This is a genomic window from Pseudoalteromonas aurantia 208, assembly GCF_014858725.1.
In the GTDB taxonomy this organism is placed as follows: Bacteria; Pseudomonadota; Gammaproteobacteria; order Enterobacterales; family Alteromonadaceae; genus Pseudoalteromonas; species Pseudoalteromonas aurantia.
Window position 1 is genome coordinate 193,814 of record NZ_AQGV01000012.1, and the last position, 23,063, is coordinate 216,876.

Consider the following 23,063-nt stretch of genomic DNA (forward strand, 5'->3'; position numbering starts at 1 on the left):
TTAGTTCTTTTCTAAAAGGGACAGGAGTAAATCAAGCTTTTTTTCAATACGGTCAAGTTGATTATCATTTGACTGAACTGTGTCATTTTGCTTTGTGTGAGTTACTTCATTAATGCATTTAGGGTTATTTTTATATGCTGTAATTCCAGCAATGATGAGTGGCATAGCGACAGGCTCAGATAACCTTGCTTTTGTCAGCGCTACTGTGGGGGTTTTACCTTCATTGAGTAAAGATGTAATCGCATGAAGTACAGCACTATGCATGATTGTCTCCCGAATAAAAGGGAATGATACCACAATTTATCTATTCTCAGCACAATTGTACAAAGCGTCAACTCAGCTGTTATTACTCATTTAATTGTTTAAGGCGGTGTACTTAAGGTTGCAGACCGTTTGTGTTGATTTCGTCTGCTAACCTAAACAAATTAAGAGGTGGTCCCTAGCAATGTATCATGAATCGCGTCAATATTTGCCTAAAAAATACTCTGAAACTATATTGGGTATAGCGTTACCTTTCAGTTACCTCAACCAGATAAAAATAAAGAAGGTATGATATGCAAGTTCTACAACAAGACCAATTAGCGGTAAAATACCTAACACCAGAAGATACGCGCGTTGCCGCAAGTCTATTATACCAAGCTTACCATGATGACTCTATATTAAGAACGATGCTAGAGTCGAAGAAAGAGCTGGATTATGAAGCTAAATTAAGGGCATTGATCAGAGAAGAGTTGGCCAGCTTTGGTCAAGGACGTCAACCAATGATTGGTTTATTTGAGGCTGACCGCTTGGTTGCAGTTGCGTGTATTTTCGAAGCGAAAAGTGATCTTCAAGCATCTCGTTATTGGCATTGGAGACTAAAGTTAATGATGAGTGCAGGGTACTTACAAACTCAGCAGCTGATTGAAAAAGAAGACACTATTCGAGCTTCACTTGACGAGTATGGTCATTATTACTTTTTAGCATTTATTGCTGTTGACCCGCATATACAAGGTCAAGGGTTAGGGCATTATTTGCTCTCAGGCTTAGATGATTTGGTACTGAGCAATGAAGCATCTTCAGGTATGGCAGTTTTTGTGACCAATGTAGAACAAAAAGCATTCTTTTTAGGTCATGGGTATCAACAAATAAAAACGTTAGAGTTTAACAAGGTAAGTGGTGAGCTTATGTTTAAAGCAAAAACGACGGACATAATGGAAGATGGCTTGTAGGATTTTTCTCACATGGATGTAGGTAAAAGTGTTTTGTAACAGGGTTATTAACAATGATTATCATTCTACATTATTGTTTTAAATAGAGTTGTTAATTATTTCAAAAAAAAGTATGTAAAAATATTACTTTTTTGACCTTTTAGTTTGGTGATGTAAGCGTAAACTTAGTCATGTCAGGAAGGCGAAGTGGCAGCAGCTACTTAAAGGATTGTAAGAATAAGGATATTTTGATTTGCAAGGAGCAAAGGGAACAAGGATTGAAGGTTTAGGAACTCATAGGATGTGAGATTATAGCGGAGCTATAAAAAGGAAGGACTAACACAGGATGTGTTAATGGAGCGCTAGAAGGATTAGGTGTAGAGGATGCCAAGGTGGCGGTGTGTATGGGATATGCGCAATAAGGATAGGTAGGAGTGCGCAAGGAGCGCAAGGAACACCCGATGGATTAGCGGGAAGAGGACAGCCAAGATGGCAAAGGGAGCACAGGAAGTGTTTTAGGATGAAGACAAGGATGATGATCGGGTTTTCAGGATGTATACCCGTTCAGGGGATGATGAATAGGATGGCTTCACGCAAGGTATCGGATACCTAGCATGGATGTGGTCAGATTAGGGCGCACACTGGTTGCGCCTTAGTTTTTTGTAACCTTTAGTATCTAACCAGCCCTTCCTTTAAACATGTTGATACTGAGTTTTACCGATCAATCTGGTACTCGCTTGAGAGTTAGTTGTTACATGATTTTTTGTTTATCAAAATAATACGAATACACAGTAATTTATTTTTTAAATTAAAATGTTGCTGAGTTTCATCTATGTGAAGAAAGGGATTCTTGCCGACTGATTGTCTATGTGAGTTGTAAGGCAAGTAATAAATCTTTCTTAGACTGTTCAGGCGTCTTATTCGCAGTATCAATGATGATGCGTTGACTGTGCCATACTTCATACTCTCGTTGACATACATTGTCCCAAGTCGGAAGTTTAAGGTGAGGGATGTCACTTTGTCTAGATTCGACGCGTTGACGATGCTGTTTTAAATCGGAGCAAATAACTTCAATATCACGATGAGGAACATGACATGTTTGAGCTACTTGCCACCAGGCGACTCTGGAAGCGTAAATAGGGTTAGTTGAATCAGCTATCACGGTTTGACCGATGTTTAAATTATCTTTAGCTAATTGAAAAGCAATGTGATAACCATGATCATAGAGGTTTTCAATCTTGGTGTTGCGCATCGTTTGCTCGATTGAATCAATTCGAAAGTAGGTTGCATTAAGATATTGAGCTAAAAACTGTGATAAGGTCGACTTTCCTGTACCTGGTAAACCTGAAAAAATATAAAGCAAAACGACTCCTATAATATTTGTACATACCTTGGTTTTGCTAAGCGCAGTAAGCCTGCCACTCATTATGTTCAAGCCAAAATATCTTACCAAACCCAGATATAAATCGAACGCGAATAACGTCAACTTGCCAGATATGGAAATCAGCTAAGTCCATATATTGACTGGCCGACGGGTATTTTTCGATAAATTGCTGTATGAGTATTACGCTTTCACATCTAGGTAATTTGGTTGCGTCACCAATGAGAGTTAACCTAGAATTCTCCGGATCATCTTGGCTTTTTTGATCAAAAACAGTTAACGACAATGCACTGTTATGCGAAAGGTTTTTTGCATGTTGGGCAATATCGCTAATAAACAGATAAGCCTGATTAGCGTCGCTGTTTATGAATTGTACTGTTGAGCCAAACGGATAGCCCTTCATGGTATGAGAATGTGTTGAAAGCACACCCATTGTACTGACACGTAATAGTGATTTTGCTTCCTTTAATACTTGTTCACGCATCTGGTTTCCTAATTAGAAAAAATAGAGGGTTAAATTATCACAAAAAGTTGTATGAATGCTGAGTGTGTGCCACTTTTTGTGTATGTGGGAAAACTATTATTGATATTTATGAGACGTACGGTGGCGTGATAAATAAAGTAATTATTCTAATGTTAAATCATTTGTGGGATATTAGTCCCTAGTGGGGCTTAAATTTTTACAAAGGGTGTTGCTTAAAGCACAATTAAACCATGTTTAAACAGTTATCGATAAAACAGAAGATTATTTCGGGCTTTTCAGGCCTTGGGCTATTACTGGTAGTGGCGAGTGCGCTTGCATACGTGGCTTTAAGGCAAATATCGGCTGCGAATATCGAGGTTAAATCGGTGGCGGTTCCAATCTTACATATCGCGGATGAATTGCGGTTGCAGCAAGTAATGCTCAGTAAACTTATTACACAAGCTTTTTCACAAAACGACGTAGCGGCGTTAAATCGTTCTAAAAAAACATTTGTAACGTATATGGATACATATCAAGCAAAAAAGCATGAATTGCAAACTCTCACACAGGGCCGGACAGAGTTTAGTCAACCTATTCAAGCTGCAATTGAACAAATATCATTACTAGAACAACACGGAAATGCTTTATTTAAGGCAAAGTTAACTGTAATAGCACAGCTCACCGAGTATCATAGCCAGTTTTCTCAATTGCAACAAAGTTATGAGCAAGCCAGTAGCGCTATGCTTGATTTAGAGTTGATTGAAACTGATAACGTTAAGTTGCGAGATGAGGTTGTAGGCACCGGTATTCGGATTGATGATATGTTATTTACACTGAGCAATAATGCCCAAGGTATTTTGGCACTATCACTTGTCAACCTTGCTCAGCATCAGGATGATATGCGTTTTCTATTGGGTAATATGGAAGATAATTTTCGATTTTTGCAGCGACAAGCAACCGGGTTAAATACGCAAACACAGTTTAGTGAATTTATTCAAGCTCAACAGCATTTTACCGTGTTACTTGATGGCCCTCAAAGTATCTATCAAACGCTTCAATCAAAGTTATCGTCGCAAGATAATGTGTTAAATGTTTACGCTGATGCTGAAAAGTCTATGGGGTTGGCACAACAATCGTTAAAGCAATTACAAATGGCGGCAAAATCCCAGTTTACTTTTTATGAGAACATAGCGCAGGAAAAGATAGAGCAAGCGCAAAGGGTGACCTTGTTGTTAGCTGGGGTATTTGTAAGTTTGGCTGTGTTTATTGCCATATACACGACAAAGGCGATGCTAGGGCCTTTGGCTGCTGTGAATAAAATGCTTGGGTATTTAGCCGATGGAGACTTCTCTAGAGAAGTTAAAAAACGGCAAGATGATGAATTTGGAGCACTAATAGATAATATAAACACCGTTAAAAATAACTTAAAAGGTTTACTGGAGGCTATTAAGTCAGAAGTTCATGAACTTGAAGTTTTGTCTGAATCTTCTCAAGTTAGGAGTAATTTGATTGCCGGTAATGCGATGACACAAATGCAGCGGATGGACAATGCTGCTGAGTTAAGCAGCTCTATTTCAAACAGTGCGCAATTGGTCAGCGATGAATCAAATTCAAGCTTAACGGGTATTCGAACGGCAAATGAACAAGGCACGCGAGTAAGTCTCATAGCGAACAATAACAAGCAGCATATGACTGCTTTAAGTGAAAAAATGCGTGACGCTGTAACTGTGATGGAACGCTTATCTGAGCATAGCCAAAATATAGGGAGTATTTTAGATACCATAGTATCGATTGCAGAGCAGACTAATTTATTGGCATTAAATGCGGCAATTGAAGCAGCTCGTGCTGGCGAGCAAGGCCGTGGGTTTGCAGTCGTTGCAGATGAGGTTCGCACGTTAGCATCTCGAACGCAATCATCAACGACAGAGATCAACCAGATGATTGATACTTTGCAGCAAGATACAGAAACAGCATTGCAAGTGATTATACAAGGGCGCAAAGAAGTTGGGGTCAGTGTAGAGCAAAGTGAGGCTTTATCGGCTGCAAGCGTTGAGATTGAGTTAGCATTAACAGAAGTCGTGGATATGAGCACTCGCGTAACGGATGCGGCGTTAAATCAAGCAACGGATTGCCAGAAGATAGAAGTTGTGATGAGTGAAGCGCAGGGTACGGCAAAAGAAAACGCAGATGAGATGCAGCATATGGCTAAAAATAGTGAATCATTAAGTCAATTTGCTAGTTCTATCATTAAGTTAATTGAGCGCTTTAAGTTGTCGCAGTGACTTGCTTTATAATACCCTCACATTCATCAGCTTCCATGAAAAATGGTACGGGGTAATCGGGGTGAGCTTCTGCAAGTGCACTTCTTGTGAGTTTTTCAATGTCGAGTATATTTATTTCGGTAAAACAACTTTGGATCTGACAATACGCCAATAATTGTTTTATTTTTGTTAGCGTGTCTTCTGCTTGACGTTCAATCGGGTAGTCAATTGATGTTAGTTGACAGTACCTCGCTATTTGGGCCAATTGTCGTTGTACGCGAGGGCCATACCACTCAAGTACAGGAACGAGTAATACAGCATTAGCCAAACCATGTGGTGTGTTATAGCATGCGCTCAGTTGATGGGAAATAGCATGAACATAGCCAACAGACGTTCTAGTAAATGCTTGGCCCGCATAAAATGAAGCTTCAAGAAGAGATGCTCGAGCATCAATATTGTTAGGGCTGGTATATGCTTTTGGTAAGTTTTCAAATATGAGTGCACAGGCTGCCAATGCACGTTGCTCGCTGAACGACATACAGTTTATGCTTAACAATGCTTCAATTGCGTGTGTTAATGCGTCCATAGCTGTTGTAGCCGTTATGTGAGGAGGCAAACTAATCGTCAGTTCTGGCAGCATAACCGCATGATGGGGAACAAGTGCAAAATCGGTGGCTGCATACTTGGTACGAGTGAGTGGGTCATTAACGACCGCCGCAACGGTTGTTTCTGAGCCGGTACCGGCCGTTGTTGGAATTGCAATATTGGGCGGTAGGCGCTTCAACACTTTAAATAATCCTTTGAATTTTTTAACATGCGTTGTTGGCCTTGCCACTTTAGCACCTATTAACTTGGCACAATCAATCACGGATCCCCCACCAACACTAATGATTGCTTGGCATCTGTTATGTCGATATAGCGTAAAACCTGTTTCAACATTCTCAATCGTGGGGTTTGGTAAAACTTGGTTATATATAGTTACATTAAGATGTTGATTATTGAGGGCTGTGATAATCGTTTTGGTTATGTCAAGTTGGTGTAATGTTTGATCCGTTACAAGTAATACATTACTACTTTTTTTAAGTTTGAGCGCGCTTATCGCGGCAGTGAGACCGTCTCTATTACGATGCAGCAATGGGTTAGGTATGCCGATAAATATGACAATACACTTTAAAATGAAATGATAAGCTCGGTATATCGCAAGCATAATTCTTTAGCCCAAAAAATAACAGCCCTAACTGTAGCATAAAGTACGCTGAGTGCTAGGCTGGTAAGATTTTCGAAGGTAGTGAGATATATTAGAAAGTTATCATGGGCATGGGGAGAAGAAACAAAAAAGCCGCTATGAAAGCGACTTTTTATCGAAGTGAATATTATTAGCTAAAGCTAACAGAACGACGTTCTTTATTTTCACTGTCACGGCGAGGGGCGCGTTTATCAGCACTTGGGCGCTTACGGTCACCACCACGGTCATTACGACGCTCAGAACCACCTTGGTCAGCACTGTGTGTGCTCTTAGTCAACTTCATAGGACGTTTACAAATAACAACGTTATTGAAGTGGTTCAATACATCATTTGGCATGTTTTGAGGTAACTGCACGGTGCTGTGCTCGTTAAATAAACGGATATCACCAATAAACTTGCTAGAGATATCTGCTTCGTTCGCAATGGCACCAACAATGTTCTTAACCTGAACACCATGATCACGACCTACTTCGATACGGTACGTATCCATAGGGCCTTGACTGCTATTACGAGGACCACGTTCTGAGCGCTCACGACCTTGACCATTACGTTCACGGCCTTGACCATTGCGTTCACGACCTTGACGGTCATTACGTTCGCCACGACGGTTGTCACGACGGTCATCACGGTCACGACGCTCACGCTGTTGAATTTTAATATCTTCAACTTTCAGAGGTGTTTGTTGTTGTGCCAAGCAAAGCATTGCACCAGCAAGGTCTTCTTGAGAAAGTTCAAGCTTTTCTGCAAGTCCTGCGGCAACTTCATTGAAGAAGTTAATATCTTTATGTTCAAGCGCATTCGTTAGCTTAGTTTGAAGTGCAGCGATGCGCTTTTCTTCAACGACTTGTGCACTTGGCAATTCAACTTCTGCAATTTCTGATTTGGTGTGTTTCATGATGTTACGTAGTAAGTAACGCTCATTATGTTTCACAAATAAGATGGCTTTACCTGTACGACCAGCACGACCAGTACGGCCAATACGGTGAACATAAGCTTCACTGTCTTGTGGAATATCGTAGTTGATAACTAAGCTTAAGCGATCTACATCCAGACCACGAGCAGCAACGTCTGTTGCGATAACGATGTCTAGTAAGCCACTCTTAAGGCGCTCAACAGTACGCTCACGCGCTTGTTGGTTCATGTCACCATTAAGAGGTGCAGCAGAAAAACCTTGTTGCTCAAGTAGCTCAGCAAGTTGAACTGTATCGTTACGAGTACGAACGAAAACAATTGCACCTTCATACTGTTCAGCTTCTAAAAAGCGAACAATCGCTTTGTTTTTGTGTACGCTTGCACGCCAAAAAACCTGCTCTACAGATGATACTGTTGAGTTGCGAGCTGAGATATGAACTTGCTCAGCATTATCTAAGTATTTAGAACAGATAGATTGTATTTGCTTAGGCATTGTTGCTGAGAACAAACAAGTTTGTTTATTTTCAGGTGTCTTTTCCATGATGTTTTCTACATCATCGATAAAGCCCATACGCAACATTTCATCAGCTTCATCTAATACTAACGCTTTAAGATCAGATAAGTTGATTGTTTTACGGTTAATATGGTCAATTAAGCGGCCTGGCGTAGCAACAATAATTTGTGCACCACGGCGTAAAGCACTTAGTTGAATACCATAGCTTTGGCCACCATAAAGTGCGAGTACTTCAACACCTTTGGTAAATTTAGCATATTGTTCAAACGCCTCTGCCACCTGAATGGCAAGTTCGCGTGTTGGTGTTAACACCAATATTTGTGGCTGCTTCGTAGCCGGGTCAATATTATTTAATAGTGGTAATGCAAATGCTGCAGTTTTACCTGTACCCGTCTGCGCTAGTCCCAGTACGTCCTTTCTTTCTAGCAATAACGGTATACATTGAGCTTGGATCTCAGATGGTGTCTTATATCCTTGCTCTTCGACTGCTTTTAAAATTGCAGGAGAAAGATCTAAAGATTTAAACGTAACTGGTTCTGACATTAATGCGCCTCAACGATTTTAAAGAGGCGCGCATTGTATAGGAAAAGACTAGCAAATGCTTGTATAAATTAGAACTAATTTATATGTGCTTGATGTTGTATGTTTTTTAATCAACCCTGTTTGAGGTATTTAACATCCGGTTTACGAACTCCCTAATTTCGCTTGATGTGTGGGAAGTTCGCAACTTTTAATTATACAGGCCTAATTCTGCTTTAGCATAGGCTTCAAAATCGGTAAATCCACCAATATGGGTTTGACCAATGAAAATTTGAGGTACGGTAGGGCAAGGTTTCCCTGCTGACTTTTCTAAATCCGCTTTGCTGACGTTTTCTTTAATAATATCGACGTAGCGATAGGTAAAGTCGTCACGTTCATTTTTTAAGCGCTCTGCTACTTCTTTAGCTCGGACACAAAATGGGCAGCCATCACGGCCAAAAATCACTGTAAACATAGCTTCATACTCTCTTATGTAAATTCTTGTTGACTTGGATACAGTGTAAGGTTTTTTCATAAATGTGAAAGGCAGTTTTATCGATAGGCGCAATCGATTTTATGAATTTGCCGTAATAGTAAATGTGTCAGGGTTTTGAGATTAAAACCCTGACACGATAGTCATGCTAGATGCCTAAATTAAAATGTGACGCTAAAGCCAATCGAAGGACGTATTTCAAAGTCGTCTTCCTCTTCTTCAATATAAAGGTCGTTTACCGACTTAACTCGGTCATAATCTAGGTCGATACTGCTGACATTTTTTTGCCCATACGCATTCATCAATTCAAGTATTAATTTACCATCTAGGCCGAATACTTCTGTTTTACGCTCAAAACGAATATCTAGGCGATGATATAGGTCATGCCGCTCGGAGAATGCATCACCGTAGACTGGTAGAAAGCGGTTATCAAAGTCAGGGTTTTCACGGACACCGACAATCGGCGTATAAGCTTGGCCACTGCGTGCTGTAAAGTTGAATCCACCTAGCCATAATTCATTGATTTCATACTGTAACACAGCATTAAATACCACTGGTGTATCTGCGTAATAGTCTTTGGTAATATGGTGGCGTGTATCGGTCCGCTCGCTTTTTGCATAGCTAAGAGAAATCCAACCATACCAATTGTCTGTTTTGTTCTTGTTAATTAGTAAGTCTAACCCATATGCTTGACCTTCAACTTGGTTACTATAAAGAAGGTGTGCATCTTGCGCGTGTACGTCAATGGCCAACGGTAAGTTGGTCATTGTTTTATAATACCCTTCTAAAGACCATGACCATTCGTTGTCTAGTTGTTGACTAAACCCTAAAGTTGCATGGTTAGCGGTTTGAGATTTAAGATTAGGATTACCAACATCTGGGGCGATATGATCAATATCTTGCATTCGGTTATATCGGCCCAATTTGGCAGATATGGTGCTTTGATCACTTACGTAATAATTTATCGCCAGCCGAGGAGATACAAAACTTTCATCGGTGTACTTATTGTGTTGCCATTGACCACCTAATTCAGTTTGCCATTTGTCTCCTATTTGCCAGACGTGTGTCAATCCGATAAAACCGGAGTCGACCCCAAACTTCTGCTTGCCAGTAATACGTTCACCTTTTTTTATGTCACAATCAGGGTCAAGTTCTGTGCAGAGGTATTGAAAAGAGTCATAACTGTATGTTGTTTCATTATCAAAATAAGCCATATCAGTAATTAGCCGATGTTGTTTGTTAATGCGGTAGTTTAATTGGGCTTTGTAAGTAAATTGTTTTTCTGACTCTTGCTCAAAAAAACCGTTACTTAAGCTAGCACGTTTACCATACTCCAGTCGGCCTGAGTGATCTAAGGCGCCAACTGCAACTCTTAAATGAAAACGTTTGTTGTAATGATCCCAGAGTAAGTTTTGACTATTGAAGTCTCGGATATATACGGCATCACCTTGGAATTCGGGGGTCTTTTGTGCTAATTGAGCTCGCTCATTAAAGCCTGCCGCGGCAGAATCTTCAGCGCCTGTGAAATTGAAAGTAAGTGTATTATTGTTATTGATATCCCATAGCCATTTTCCCTGATAGTCATGGTCATCCGGTGCCTCATTAATGGTTACCCCTGAAGGTTTTCCATCATCATCTTCAAGCTCCTCGCCCTTGGAAAAAAATAAGGGTAATGTACTTTTTCGAGCAGAGAAGTAAAAGGCGGTATTGTCAGTTGCTTGGCCTTCGACAAAAATACCAGCATTAAACATGGTGAAGTCAAGAGTTGTTGTAATGGGTTGGTACTTTGGATTACGTAAAGTCACATCGAACACGGCACCGGTGGCATTACTATAACCTGTACCATACCCAGCAGAGTAGAGTTGGAAATCTTGAATTATGTGGCGGTTGAAAATGGAACTGCCAAAATCGTGAAAAATATATCCGGCAGGCATAAAATCGACTTCAAATATATTATCACTTGGGGATGAACCACGTACCGCAGGTTCACTCATAGAGCCTCCAGCAGCAACGACTCCAGGTAAAGAGAATACCGCACGTAACGGGTCACCCATTGCACCAGGCATAGTGACTAGTTTTTCGGTGTTTTCGGTTATTTCACTGGTAACACTACTGCGTTTATAAAATACTTCAATATGCTCCATAGAAGTTTGGTCGGCTTCGGCCGCGTAACTTGGGAGTGCCATACATATGACGATGGGGGAAAGCGCAAGTGAGAGCTTAGCATTCGTTACTTTGAACATTATTTTGGTCCCTGTGCAAAAAGTGAATCAACAATGAATATCAGCAGCAGTGTAACCAAATGGAGTGTATAAGTGTTTTAGGTTTGGGTAAGAAACTGTAGAGTGTTGCTACAGTTTCTTACAGTCTGATTTTAATACCGAGTTCACTAGAGTAACCGACAGAGCGCTCTACCACTTTGAGGTTTTCATCAATTACATAGTACGTTGGGTAAGCCTTTACTTTGAAGTTTTGTGCGGTAGTACTATCGCCCAATAATATAGGCATTGATAAACTTAACGCTTCAGAGAATTGGTGAACACTCTGTATATCTGGATAATCAAGTGCTATTGCAATGGCATTGAGCTCGTTATTTTTATAGAGCTTATCTAGGTTTGGCATACTGTATTTACAGATGCTGCACCAAGGTGCGAAAAAATACACAACAGTTTGTTCTCCTTTAATAGATGTTAAGTCAATCCGTTGTTGCGGATCATCGAGCTTGGGTAAAGAGAAGAAAGGCGCGCTCGTTTTTCCATTTTCTTTTAACATACCAAGTTCTTGATATGTCGATACTGCGGTGAACGTAAAAACTAATAAACCTAATTGTATTATATATTTGAGCATAGTTATGTGAGTAGTTGAGTTGGGGGAAGCTTAATATACAGAGACCACTTAACACTACTTATTTATTCATTCAAAAAACCGAAAAATGTAACAGAACATTGCGAAGTTGGGGCAGGTACTCAATATGGGCGCAGTGACTATGTGATTGAGCAGAAGTGAAATACATAACTTCTGCTCACCCCATAGTACTGTCATTACTCCCCTAAATAACGTTTTGCTTTTTGGGGTTTAAGTTTTTCTAAGTCGACTAAGACTAATCCGTCTATGCAGTTATTAAAATCAGGGTCAATACTAAAACTTAAAAAGTTAGCTCCTTCATAGTCACAAATTTCAGTATATTGCTTGAATAGCGTGGGAACTTGAGCCCCCATATTGGCGAGAATATGTTTGAGCTCTGCAAAATCTTCTTTGATGTCTGAACCATGAAATAAACTTTTATAATGCGTCATTTGTGCATTTGATAAGGTGTATTCATTGTTCGGTTGGGCATGATTTGCTAGGCGCGAAAAGTAATGTTGATAATGGTAAACCAACATAGCTTTTGCTTCATCAGGTAAAGAGTTTGATAAACTGACAGCACCAAAAAGGTAACGATGCTCTGGGTAGCGTTTTACAAAAGCACCGATGCCATACCAAAGGTAATCAAGGCTTTTCCTACCCCAATACTTTGGTTGCACAAAACTTCGGCCTAACTCTAAGCCTCGTTCAAAGTATGGTTGCATTTTTTCAGTATAACTAAACAGGCTGTCGGTATATAAACCTTGCTGACCGTGCTCTTCGATTATGTGTTTAGCACTGGCAAGGCGATAGGCACCAACTAACTCTAGTTGCTCGGTATCCCACAGGACTAAATGCTGATAATGCATATCATATCGGTCTATATCGCGTCTTTTCCCACTGCCTTCACCCACTGCACGAAATGCAATCTCTCGAAGTCGACCGAGTTCTCTAAAAATAACGGAGCTTCCTTGGTAATTGTATAAGTAGATTTGCATTCCATCTTGGGTTTGACCCAACAACTCACAGGTTTCTATGGCTTTTTTTAACTCTTTTTTACACTCAGGGACCGCGATCGGGGTCTGCGTCTTTAGCGGTACTGATTTTTTGCTATTGAGTCGATAAAGCTGTTTTCGAATGAGACTGACAATTTCTTTATCTTTTAAATTCTCAATTAAGTAAGATTCAGGCGGGATACTCGCGCCAATTTCAAACTCTAATGATTTTTGGCGTTGCTTAAACATTTCTTTTACTAAAAGCAAACTTGCTAGAGGTTTGTAAATAAGGGAAGTGCCGTAAAACAGCGGACTATTCTTGGCTTTTATAAAAATTGGCAAGATTGGGCAGTTCGCTTTTTTAGCTATGCGCAAAAAGCCTGAATTCCATTTGCAATCTTTTATACCGGTGGCACTTAATCTAGATACTTCACCTGCTGGGAATATCAGTAATGCACCCTCTTGATTTAGGTGTTGCTGAATATTGGCAAGTTCAGTACGACGGCTGGTTCCAGATAAGTTATCGACGGGTAACAGTAACGAATGCATAGGTGTAACCGACATAAGCATTCGATTGGCAACGACTTTTAGGTCTGGTCGCACTTTGGCTATAACACGGATCAGCGCTAATGCATCTAAGGAGCCAATAGGGTGGTTTGCGACAATGACAATGCTACCTTCACTTGGAATATGTTCTATCTGTTTTGGCTTATATCGGGCGTCAAAATCGAGTTCATCTAGAACTTGTTCTACAAACTCAATTCCCTGCAAGTGCGGGTATGCATCAGCAAAAGCAATGAATTCTTGTTCGTGGAGTAAATAGCCTAACCCTTTTTTTACTAAGCCTTTCACTTTTGGGGAGTTTTCAAGTTGTGGTAAATTTGCTTCGATGACTTTATCGACACTGATCATTGTGAACTCTCGTTGTGTACACTGTAAGCACAGAGTAAAAACATCTTGTTACAACCTTGTTGCAATGTTCTGGCAGTTATATGACAGTTGTCATATCTGACACACTATGAATAAAAGGGGGGTTTGATTACAATAAAATTTTGTTAATAGAGAGAGGGTGACATGTCAGTACTTGTGTGTGTTGAAGGTCGAGACAATACGAAATTAATGCAAAATCTACGAATTTCTTTACCAGGTGTCGAAATACATGAATGGCCCAATTGTGCAAATTTAGACAAGGTACAGTTTGTAATAGCTTGGAATGCCCCAGAATCAATCTGGGATCGACTGCCAAATTTACAAGTGGTGCAGTCTTATGGTGCAGGCGTAGATGGCATCGCATTGCAGCGAATTCCAGAGCACGTAGAGGTAACACGTATTGTTGATACAGATCTGGCTGATGATATGGCTGAGTATATTCTGGGTCATGTAATGGCGCACAAGTTACGAATACGTGAGTATGCACATAAGCAATATCAAACGGTTTGGAAACCTAAGCGTGCTTTCAAGCATAATCATATTGGTATTTTAGGGTTAGGGGAGTTGGGGCAAGTTGCAGCTAGGAAACTTAAAGCGAATGATTTCTCAGTGAGCGCATGGTCTAGAACGAAAAAAAATATTAGTGGTATCAATTGTTTTGCAGGTATCGATGAACTTCAGACATTTTTATTTGAACTCGATTATTTGGTGTGCTTATTACCATTGACCGGTGAAACGACGGGTATTTTAAATCGAAAAGTGTTTGAGCAACTACCAAACCATTGCATATTGATAAATGTTGCGCGGGGAGAGCATCTTATTGAAGAAGACTTACTCTGGGCATTAGATAACCAAAAACTAGCTGGAGCAACACTTGACGTGTTTAATCATGAGCCGCTCGAAAGTGGACATGCTTTTTGGCAACATCCATTAATTACATTGACGCCTCATTGCGCTGCAGTGACGAGTATGAGTTCTGTGTGTGAGCAGATAGTTTACAATATTACTGCTTGTATCAATAAAAATGCATTAATGAATACGGTAGACAAGCATTTAGGCTATTGATGCCGTTACAATAAAATTAATTTGCTGTATAAAAAAACAGCTTGAGAGAATTGATTACATTCAGTAATGTGGTGTTGTGATCAAATATAATAATAATAAGGTGTAGGTGATGAAGAGTAATCATAGTGGGGTGAAATTATCATTAGTTGTATTATCGGTTGTGCTGCTAGGTGTTTCTGCTTTATTTACTCAAGCTACATGACGGAATAAATAGGCATTGAGCGTTAAGTGGTAATGACTTAACGCTTTGCATAGATTTCTTTGGTTTGTGTTTTTTGTTCGTCATTTTTTTTCAGTAATACGTATGTTGAACCGCTTCCACCATGACAACGCAGTGCAGAATGAAAGCACAATACTTGCGGCACTTCTTGTAACCACTTATTAATGTAGCTCTTTAAGATTGCTGGGGTTGGTTTGCTTTTTAGCCCAATACCATGGCGCAACAATAACACTCTAATATTATTGTTATGGCAATCGAGGATAAATTCAAAAAGCGTCTTTCTTGCTTCATTGAAGCGTTTGCCATGTAAGTCAATTGTGGCATCGATCTGGTATTTCCCTAAGCGCAGCTTTTTAAATACGCCTTCTTGTACACCTTGTCGTTTGAATGTCATTAAATCGTATGGGTCAAGTAAATCCACATACTCTGTAGAGAGGAAGTTAACATCAAATGTTAATTCTTGCTCAGCAGCTTTACGTTTCTCTAATTGAGAAATTGTCGGCTGGGCTTTTATTTTGCTTAACTCAGCCTGATTGTCATGAGCTAAAGGTGTTACATCTCCCATTGATGCTAAAAATAGCTCTTCATCTGTCATAGCCATACAAAACCCTTGAGTAGGTGAGTATGGCTAGGATTCTAACGTAGTTCAGAAGACTTGACTACTGACTTAGATTTAGTTGTCCGAAGGTATACACTTTAAATAGATAAAATGTATTAATTAATATGAGGCTTAAATTAGAAACAACACTGGTATTTACCAAGTCCAGACTAAACGAAAGAAACAACAGGCTACACGCTGCTACTGCGGCAACACGTAATAAAGTTAAATGATTGATAAAAAAGGCGCCAAAGCCTAGTAATAGCAAGATGGTGTTTAAGAGCCAGTTGAACTCGTTGGGCATGGTCTGTTTGGTTTTCCATAGTTGATTAAAGGAGCGCCATTATGGTGATCCTTTAATCATGCATCAAGCGATTATTTTTATATATTTCAGATTAGTTTTTTTAATCTAAAATAAGTTTGAGAAGTGCGGGAATAACCCCTTTTTGTTCTATGACTTGGTATCTTTGACAAGTAGATGGGTTATTTTTATCAACGCATAAGTAAAGAATGTTTTGATGTAATGCTGAGCGGGGGTGAAGCTTTGAGTCTAAAAGGACAGGATCATACCCAGGCAAACCTGACCAGTAGATACTTTGTGCGACTAACCCTAACTTTTCGTAAGTTATCAGTTGAGGTTTAGGAAAAAGAATAATGAGTAACGCCACAAGCGATAAACTAACCCATATTTTTTTCTTACTCTTAACGTCGGAAGAGGGGACGTCTGAAGCGATAGACGTTTGTGCTGAAGGCGTTGGTGCTTTGTTTTTCTTTGCAGGTTTACGGGTTGACTGTTTACGCTGCGTTTGCCCGAGTAAAGATTGTTTTTTTGCTTGCTTTGACATACCTGTGTATGGCCTTTTGGTTGCAGGACTCTATAATAGATCTATTATGTTTATAATAGCTTATTTTAGTTTGGCAGCCTACGGGAAAGGATAATGGAACAGCAAATCTCAATTTTAATAGTCGATGATGTAGGAACAGTTCGTAGTTTTTTGCACCAAACACTCATGCATTTAGGTATTGACCACGTTAGGGAGGCGTCCACCGCAACCCAGTGTATCAAGGCCTGTGAAGAACAGCACTTTGATATTGTATTTTTGGATATTGAATTGCCTGATGGTGATGGAAAGGAAATTATTGCCCAGCTAAATCAAATTAATGCTGATATTAATGTCGTTATGGTATCTGCGCATTCAACCGTAGATAATGTTAAAGATGCGATTGAGCGAGGGGCAAAGGGGTTTGTGGTTAAACCTTTCTCACCAAAGAAAATTGCGGCAATGTTGAAGAAGTTTTATCCAGAACTTGAGTTAACTTAAATACCGGGTACAAAAAAACCGACTTTCGTCGGTTTTTTAATTCACAATAAAATCAAAGATTATAGAGCTTTGATTTTTGCATTTAAACGGCTCTTATGACGAGCTGCTTTATTTTTGTGAATTAGACCTTTAGCTGCGTAACGGTCTAGAATTGGTGTAGCGGCAGCGAAAGCTTCAGTTGCAGCTTCTTTATTACCAGCTTCAATAGCAACTAGTACTTTTTTGAAGTAAGTACGCATCATTGAACGACGGCTTGCGTTGTGTTGACGACGTTTTTCGCTAGTGATAGCGCGTTTTTTTGCAGACTTGATGTTAGCCAAGGTGTGCTCCTAACAATCTTAAAATAAGCTTAATTTAATGGCCGAGGAATATGCCTGTTTTATTGGCAAAAGTCAACATATATTGACCACCACGACCTTTGTCTCTTCGTAATTGTAACCTGTAGTGACGAAAACCTTGGCTTTTAGCGTTTGGCGATCAACTTTAACAGGCACATGAACCACAAAAATACGGTGTGAGTTTCTCGCATCCAGTGATTAATGCCCGTAGTGTATCAAATCTTGATTCTTACACCTAGTGTTAGATATAGAAATTTTTCTAATTCAGGCAAAGCTCAAGTTGATGATATCAACATAAGCAAAAGACTGTGGCATAATTTACGTGTTTTTTATTTTTGGAGTTAAATGTGGCGAAGGGGTTGTTTAAATCAGGCATGATAGTAAGCGCCATGACGATGATTTCAAGGGTTATGGGCTTAATTCGAGATGCAGTAGTTGCTAATTTACTTGGAGCGGGATTAGCTGCTGATGTATTCTTATTTGCTAACAGAATCCCTAACTTTTTGCGTCGGCTATTTGCGGAAGGAGCGTTTGCACAAGCGTTTGTCCCAGTGCTATCTGAAATTAAAGAGCAGCATGGTGATGATAAAGTAAGGGTATTTGTTGGCCAAGCAGCGGGAACATTAGGCACAATTTTACTGTGTGTTACGTTAGTTGGGGTCATTGGCTCTCCAATAATTGCAGCGTTGTTTGGGACGGGTTGGTTTATCGATTGGTGGCATGGTGGAGAAAACGCTGAAAAGTTTGAACTTGCCAGTACATTGTTAAAGTTCACTTTCCCCTACTTATTTTTTGTTAGTTTAGTTGCGTTAAGTGGTGCGATTCTTAATGTATACAATCGCTTTGCTGTAGCGGCATTTACACCTGTACTTCTTAATATTGCAATTATTGGCTGTGCTATTTTATTACATGACATGTTTGAAAATGGTGCCTATGCGTTAGCAATTGGGGTATTTGTAGGTGGTTTGGCTCAGCTACTCTTTCAAATCCCATTTCTGTTTCGATTAGGAATGTTGCAAAAGCCGACCTTTGCATGGCATTCACCTGAAGTAACAAAAGTACGAAAACTGATGCTGCCAGCAATGTTTGGTGTCTCTATTAGCCAAATTAACTTGCTATTAGATACGGTAATAGCGTCGCTTTTGGTTACAGGGTCTATTGCATGGCTGTATTACTCAGATCGTTTAATTGAGTTTCCATTAGGCTTGTTTGGCATTGGGATCGCCACGGTGATTTTACCAGCGTTATCAAAGTTGCATGCTAATGACGCGGTGGATGATTTTCAAGTTACCTTAGACTGGGGAGTGCGTTTTGTGCTGTTCTTAGGTTTCCCAGCAATGACTGGGTTAATGGTGATAAGCCCCCTAATTATCACTGTTCTGTTTGATCATGGTGCATTTTCCGAGACAGAGATAGATCATGTTAAGGCTGTGAGCCTTGGCGTTGTGGCTTACTCGGTAGGGCTTGTGAGTTTTATGTTGATCAAAGTACTAGCGCCCGGATTTTATGCACGCCAAGACACCAAAACACCAGTGAAAATAGGTATCATCACACTGGTATTAAATATGCTATTTAACATTGCTCTGGCTCCTTTTATTGGCTATTTGGGGCTGGCATTGGCAACATCACTTTCAGCCAGTTGTAATGCTTACCTTTTATATCGAAAGTTGAAACTACAGGGGGTATTTGTGATGTCGAACTTTACACTCTGGTTTGCGGCCAAATGTATCGTATCAGCGAGTATAATGGCCGGGTGTGTATGGTATGTAAGTAGTAAATACTTATGGCATACATGGTTACTGCTTGAACAAGTCATGCTACTGGTTGGATTGCTGGTGTTGGCGATGTTTGTTTATTTCCTTCTGATGTTTGTATTTGGTGTCAGGCTAAGAACGATAAAAGATGTGCGTGCTTAATCATGCAGAAGTTCGCATTTTTAGGCAACTTGGGTATAATCGGGCACTTTGAAGATTCACGCAATTAAGGCTATGACGTAATGCAGCTGATCAGAGGCATCCATAACATTCGACCCCATCACTTTGGTTGTGTGTTAACGATAGGTAACTTTGATGGTGTGCACTTGGGGCATGTCGAGGTTTTAAAAGGCCTTGTACAAGACGCTAAGCGCTACAATTTGCCAAGTACAGTTATGTTATTTGAGCGTCAGCCGCAAGAGTTTTTTGCCAAAGATAAAGCGCCGGCAAGGCTAACTCGATTAAGAGATAAGTTGGCTTTGTTAGCAAAGCTCGATATTGATCGCGTGATTTGTGTGAGTTTCACTCAACAATTTGCTCAGCAAAGTGCAGAATATTTTGTTCAGCACATATTAGTTGAAAAGCTTGGAGTGAAGGCTTTAACGGTAGGTGATGACTTTAAATTTGGTCATGCACGTCGAGGTGACTTTAATATGCTTAAAGAGATTGGTGAGTCCGTCTCGATGCATGTAAAAAGCACGGCCAGTTTACGCCGCGATGATTGTCGGGTAAGTAGTACTCTGATTAGAGCTGCGCTAGCAAAAGGCGACTTAGATACTGCACATCAAATGTTAGGCCACACATATACCATTGCAGGCCGAGTTATCCATGGCTGGAAAAAAGGCAGAGAACTTGGTTTTCGCACTGCGAATATAGCGTTAAAGCGACAAGTGATCCCCGTGCAAGGGGTTTTTGCTGTTCGGGTCAATTTAAACGGCAAGCAGTACAAAGGTGTGGCTAACGTTGGTACAAAACCAACGCTAAATGGCACCAAGGCCTTGTTAGAGGTACACCTGTTTGATTTTAATCAAGATGTTTACGGACATTTTATGCAAGTGGAGCTGGTTAAAAAGCTCCGCAATGAACAAAAATTCGATACATTGCCGCAGTTAACAGCGCAAATAGCAACAGATGTTGCTGACGCTAAGCAATGTTTTAATTTTAAGTAGCCGATACGGAAACTAGGATAAATGAGCGACTACAAACACACTCTGAATTTACCGGAAACTGAGTTTCCAATGCGTGGTAACTTAGCGCAACGCGAACCAAAAATGTTGAAAACTTGGTACGAACAAGACTTATACGGTCAGATCCGCAGCGCGAAAAAAGGTAAGAAGCCATTTATTTTGCATGATGGCCCTCCGTATGCGAATGGTGATATTCACTTAGGTCACTCGGTAAATAAGATCCTTAAAGATATTATTATTAAGTCGAAAACACTATCTGATTTTGATGCGCCGTATGTACCTGGGTGGGACTGTCATGGTCTGCCAATCGAGCTACAGGTAGAGAAAAAAGTGGGCAAGCCTGGTAAAAAAGTGACCGCTGCCGAGTTTCGTGAGAAATGCCGTGCTTATGCGCAAAAGCAAGTCGAAGGTCAAAAAGCTGATTTTAAACGCTTAGGTGTGTTTGGTGACTGGGACAAACCTTATTTGACGATGAACTTTGACTTTGAAGCAAACGCAATTCGTGTGTTAGGTCGTATCATCAAAAGTGGGCATTTGCATAAAGGTTCAAAGCCTGTGCATTGGTGTACTGACTGTGGTTCGGCATTGGCTGAAGCAGAAGTTGAATATCAAGATAAACAATCTCCGGCGATTGACGTAAAGTTTGATTTTGTAGACCAAGCTGCGGTAGTAGCTGCGTTTGATGTAGCCGAAGGTCATGAAGGTGAAGGCAGTGTAGGCACCGTGATCTGGACTACAACGCCATGGACATTACCGGCAAACCGTGCGGTTGCTGTACATGAGGCATTGGAATATGCACTTGTTCAAGTGGAAGATGAAGGTAAAGTTCAACGTCTAATCTTAGGATCTGAGCTAGTCAAAGATGCAATGGATCGTTTTGGTTTTAATCATTTCCATGTATTGGGGTATGTTAAAGGTCAAGCCCTTGAGAACTTGCGTGTTGCACACCCATTTTATGACTTCGATGTGCCAGTAATTGTTGCTGAGCATGTAACTACCGACTCGGGTACTGGGGTTGTGCATACAGCACCTGGCCATGGTCAAGAGGATTTCAGCGCTGGTTTAGCGTATGGGTTAGAAGTTGCAAACCCAGTTGGCGCAAACGGTGTTTATTTCCCTGATACGCCATTATTTGGCGGTCAACACGTGTTTAAGGCTAATGCGAGTGTGATTGAAGTGCTGAGTGAAAAAGGCGCATTAATGCATCACCATGCGTTGCAGCATAGCTATCCACATTGCTGGCGCCATAAAACGCCAATTATTTTCCGAGCAACACCGCAGTGGTTTGTGAGTATGGATCAGGCTAACTTACGCCAAGACTCTTTAAATGAAATAGCCAAGACACAATGGCTACCTGAATGGGGCGAAAACCGTATTGCAAACATGGTTGAAGGGCGTCCTGACTGGTGTATCTCTCGTCAACGTACGTGGGGAGTGCCAATTGCACTATTTGTAGATAAAGACACTGGCGCACTACATCCAAATACTGAAGAGTTTATTGAGCAAGTTGCTGTTTTAGTTGAAGGCAAAGGTATTCAAGCGTGGTATGACTTAGATCCGGCAACGCTGTTAGGTGACGACGCTGAGCAATATATGAAAGTGCAAGACACTTTAGATGTGTGGTTTGATTCTGGTGTATCACATGCATGTGTAGTGGATGCACGAGAAGAGCTTACAGGCCCAGCAGATCTATATCTTGAAGGTTCAGATCAGCACAGAGGCTGGTTCATGTCGTCAATGATGACTTCGGTTGCTATTAATGGTCATGCACCATATAAACAAGTCCTGACTCATGGTTTCACTGTTGATGAAAACGGCCGTAAGATGTCAAAGTCTTTAGGTAATGTTATTTCTCCACAGAACATTATGAACAAGCTTGGCGCAGATATTTTACGCTTATGGGTGGCATCAACGGATTACACCGCAGAAATGACGGTATCAGATGAAATATTTAAACGCTCAGCTGATCGTTATCGCCGTATTCGTAACACGAGTCGCTATTTATTGTCGAATTTAAGCGGGTTCAACCCTGAGACAGATTTAGTGGCAATTGATGATATGGTTGAGCTAGACCGTTGGATTGTATCAAGAGCAGCGCAATTGCAAACCGAAATTTTGAAAGCCTATGATAACTATCAAATGTTGGTAGTGACTCAGAAGCTAATGAATTTCTGTACCGGTGAGCTTGGCTCATTCTACTTAGATGTCATTAAAGACCGTCAGTACACAGCAAAGAGTGATAGCCATGCACGTCGTTCATGTCAGTCAGCGCTTTATCATATTGCCGAAGCAATGACGCGTTGGATGGCGCCAATCATGAGCTTTACGGCACAAGAAATTTGGCAGGCATTACCAGGTAAGCGCAGCCAGTTTGTATTTACCGATGTATGGTATGAAGGCCTTAACGATGCCTCTGAAGGACAGTTGAGCAATGAATATTGGCAAGGTGTACTTGCTGTGCGTGATGAAGTGAACCGTGTGTTAGAGAGTGCACGTAAAGAAGAAGTCATTGGCGCGACGTTGCAGGCCGAAGTGACACTTTACACTGATGGCGATTTAGCGAGTGGGCTGCAAAAGCTAGGTGATGAGCTACGTTTTGTATTACTTACGTCGAAAGTGACTATTGCACCTGCGAGTAACAAACCGGAAGATGCGATTGCCTCTGAAATCGATGGTTTGTTTATCACTGTTGCTGCAACCGACGCTCAAAAGTGTGAGCGTTGTTGGCACTATTGCGATGATGTGGGTAGTCACGAGACACATACTGATATGTGTGGTCGTTGTATTACTAACGTTGAAGGTGACGGCGAACAGCGTCAGTTTGCATAGGA

The 23,063-nt window shown here is 40.6% G+C and carries 20 protein-coding genes; 7 read left to right on the plus strand and 13 right to left on the minus strand.

The features are described from left to right. Window positions 1–264: a hypothetical protein gene (locus tag PAUR_RS04930; RefSeq protein ID WP_192506707.1), complete on the minus strand. Its 264-nt coding sequence runs from the start codon at window positions 262–264 to the stop codon at window positions 1–3. 290 nt (window positions 265–554) lie between these two features. Between PAUR_RS04930 and PAUR_RS04935 the strand changes: the two genes are divergently transcribed. Beyond that, the gene (locus tag PAUR_RS04935) at window positions 555–1,211 is read left to right on the plus strand and encodes a GNAT family N-acetyltransferase (protein WP_192506708.1); all 657 of its coding nucleotides are present in this window, start codon (window positions 555–557) and stop codon (window positions 1,209–1,211) included. Window positions 1,212–2,055: 844 nt separating this feature from the next. On the opposite strand, the gene PAUR_RS04940 is transcribed toward PAUR_RS04935, so the two are convergent. Beyond that, a complete protein-coding gene (locus tag PAUR_RS04940; RefSeq protein ID WP_225738290.1) occupies window positions 2,056–2,553 on the minus strand; it encodes an AAA family ATPase in 498 nt (165 codons plus the stop codon). A gap of 37 nt (window positions 2,554–2,590) precedes the next feature. Continuing rightward, complete coding sequence (locus PAUR_RS04945; protein WP_192506710.1) at window positions 2,591–3,055, minus strand: HugZ family pyridoxamine 5'-phosphate oxidase; 465 nt, start codon at window positions 3,053–3,055, stop codon at window positions 2,591–2,593. A gap of 230 nt (window positions 3,056–3,285) precedes the next feature. Here PAUR_RS04945 and PAUR_RS04950 point away from each other — a divergent pair, with 230 nt between their 5' ends. Next, window positions 3,286–5,316, plus strand: a complete 2,031-nt coding sequence (locus tag PAUR_RS04950) for a methyl-accepting chemotaxis protein (RefSeq protein ID WP_192506711.1) — start codon at window positions 3,286–3,288, stop codon at window positions 5,314–5,316. On the opposite strand, the gene PAUR_RS04955 is transcribed toward PAUR_RS04950, so the two are convergent. From PAUR_RS04955 to PAUR_RS04980, 6 genes are all read right to left on the minus strand, one after another. After that, window positions 5,300–6,502, minus strand: coding sequence for an iron-containing alcohol dehydrogenase (locus PAUR_RS04955; RefSeq protein WP_192506712.1), 1,203 nt, complete (start codon window positions 6,500–6,502; stop codon window positions 5,300–5,302). The genes PAUR_RS04950 and PAUR_RS04955 overlap by 17 nt on opposite strands. Before the next feature lie 169 nt (window positions 6,503–6,671). Continuing rightward, on the minus strand, window positions 6,672–8,510 hold the full coding sequence (locus PAUR_RS04960; protein WP_192506713.1) for a DEAD/DEAH box helicase: 1,839 nt from the start codon (window positions 8,508–8,510) through the stop codon (window positions 6,672–6,674). Between the two features lie 187 nt (window positions 8,511–8,697). Beyond that, window positions 8,698–8,961 carry a GrxA family glutaredoxin gene (locus PAUR_RS04965; protein ID WP_192506714.1) on the minus strand — a complete coding sequence of 88 codons (264 nt, stop codon included), beginning with the start codon at window positions 8,959–8,961 and terminating at the stop codon, window positions 8,698–8,700. A 179-nt stretch (window positions 8,962–9,140) separates the two neighbouring features. Beyond that, complete coding sequence (locus PAUR_RS04970) at window positions 9,141–11,222, minus strand: TonB-dependent receptor plug domain-containing protein (RefSeq protein WP_192506715.1); 2,082 nt, start codon at window positions 11,220–11,222, stop codon at window positions 9,141–9,143. Between the two features lie 118 nt (window positions 11,223–11,340). Next, window positions 11,341–11,751, minus strand: coding sequence for a TlpA family protein disulfide reductase (locus PAUR_RS04975; RefSeq protein ID WP_225738291.1), 411 nt, complete (start codon window positions 11,749–11,751; stop codon window positions 11,341–11,343). Between the two features lie 269 nt (window positions 11,752–12,020). Beyond that, the gene (locus tag PAUR_RS04980; RefSeq protein WP_192506717.1) at window positions 12,021–13,730 is read right to left on the minus strand and encodes a GNAT family N-acyltransferase; all 1,710 of its coding nucleotides are present in this window, start codon (window positions 13,728–13,730) and stop codon (window positions 12,021–12,023) included. A gap of 162 nt (window positions 13,731–13,892) precedes the next feature. Between PAUR_RS04980 and PAUR_RS04985 the strand changes: the two genes are divergently transcribed. Next, window positions 13,893–14,813 carry a 2-hydroxyacid dehydrogenase gene (locus PAUR_RS04985; protein ID WP_192506718.1) on the plus strand — a complete coding sequence of 307 codons (921 nt, stop codon included), beginning with the start codon at window positions 13,893–13,895 and terminating at the stop codon, window positions 14,811–14,813. 239 nt (window positions 14,814–15,052) lie between these two features. Here the strand turns inward: PAUR_RS04985 and smrA are convergent, their stop codons facing one another. The 3 genes from smrA to PAUR_RS04995 all read right to left on the minus strand — a co-directional run bounded on the left by smrA (window position 15,053) and on the right by PAUR_RS04995 (window position 16,476). Then, a complete protein-coding gene (gene smrA, locus PAUR_RS04990) occupies window positions 15,053–15,634 on the minus strand; it encodes a DNA endonuclease SmrA (protein ID WP_192506719.1) in 582 nt (193 codons plus the stop codon). A gap of 58 nt (window positions 15,635–15,692) precedes the next feature. Next, window positions 15,693–15,935, minus strand: a complete 243-nt coding sequence (locus PAUR_RS23545) for a hypothetical protein (protein ID WP_225738292.1) — start codon at window positions 15,933–15,935, stop codon at window positions 15,693–15,695. 100 nt (window positions 15,936–16,035) lie between these two features. Then, on the minus strand, window positions 16,036–16,476 hold the full coding sequence (locus PAUR_RS04995) for a hypothetical protein (protein WP_192506720.1): 441 nt from the start codon (window positions 16,474–16,476) through the stop codon (window positions 16,036–16,038). A 93-nt stretch (window positions 16,477–16,569) separates the two neighbouring features. Here PAUR_RS04995 and PAUR_RS05000 point away from each other — a divergent pair, with 93 nt between their 5' ends. After that, window positions 16,570–16,953, plus strand: a complete 384-nt coding sequence (locus PAUR_RS05000) for a response regulator (RefSeq protein ID WP_010362280.1) — start codon at window positions 16,570–16,572, stop codon at window positions 16,951–16,953. A gap of 59 nt (window positions 16,954–17,012) precedes the next feature. Here PAUR_RS05000 and rpsT read toward each other — a convergent pair whose 3' ends face one another. Next, the gene (gene rpsT, locus PAUR_RS05005) at window positions 17,013–17,273 is read right to left on the minus strand and encodes a 30S ribosomal protein S20 (protein WP_010362279.1); all 261 of its coding nucleotides are present in this window, start codon (window positions 17,271–17,273) and stop codon (window positions 17,013–17,015) included. 365 nt (window positions 17,274–17,638) lie between these two features. Here rpsT and murJ point away from each other — a divergent pair, with 365 nt between their 5' ends. From murJ to ileS, 3 genes are all read left to right on the plus strand, one after another. Continuing rightward, window positions 17,639–19,207 carry a murein biosynthesis integral membrane protein MurJ gene (gene murJ / locus PAUR_RS05010; protein WP_318782597.1) on the plus strand — a complete coding sequence of 523 codons (1,569 nt, stop codon included), beginning with the start codon at window positions 17,639–17,641 and terminating at the stop codon, window positions 19,205–19,207. A gap of 80 nt (window positions 19,208–19,287) precedes the next feature. Then, window positions 19,288–20,214 carry a bifunctional riboflavin kinase/FAD synthetase gene (gene ribF / locus PAUR_RS05015; protein WP_192506721.1) on the plus strand — a complete coding sequence of 309 codons (927 nt, stop codon included), beginning with the start codon at window positions 19,288–19,290 and terminating at the stop codon, window positions 20,212–20,214. A 21-nt stretch (window positions 20,215–20,235) separates the two neighbouring features. Then, window positions 20,236–23,061, plus strand: a complete 2,826-nt coding sequence (gene ileS / locus PAUR_RS05020) for an isoleucine--tRNA ligase (RefSeq protein ID WP_192506722.1) — start codon at window positions 20,236–20,238, stop codon at window positions 23,059–23,061. Window positions 23,062–23,063: the final 2 nt, after the last annotated feature.